A 355-nucleotide genomic window follows, 5' to 3' on the forward strand; every position below is an offset into this window, starting at 1 on the left:
GCCTGCACGTCGGCGCTCTCCATGCTGGCGATCTGGCTGGTGGTCAGCGAGGCCAGCTGGGCCGAGTTCAGGGCGCCGATCTGACCGCTGGTCAGCGCGTTGAGGTCATCGCTGGCCAGCGTGCTGACCTGGGCGGTGGTCAGCGCGGCGACCTGGGTGCTGCTCAGCGCGGCGACCTGTTCGGAGTTGAGGGCGCCGAGCTGGTCGCTGGTGAGCGAGCGCAGGGCGGTGGTGGACAGGGCCTTGAGGTCGGCGGTCTCGATGGCGACGATCTGGTCGCTGGACAGGCCGGCGACCTGCTTGGTGCCGAGGGCGGCGACCTGGCCGGAGGTGAGCGCGACGATGGCGTCGGTGG

1 protein-coding gene is annotated in these 355 nt (G+C 71.3%); it reads right to left on the reverse strand.

Annotation, left to right across the window (positions count from 1 at the left end):
- A partial coding sequence (locus tag ACG00X_RS24065; RefSeq protein ID WP_394492360.1) for a hypothetical protein occupies positions 1–355 on the reverse strand: 355 nt, incomplete at both ends.

It is taken from the genome of Pelomonas nitida, assembly GCF_043555975.1.
Lineage (GTDB): Bacteria > Pseudomonadota > Gammaproteobacteria > Burkholderiales > Burkholderiaceae_C > Pelomonas > Pelomonas nitida.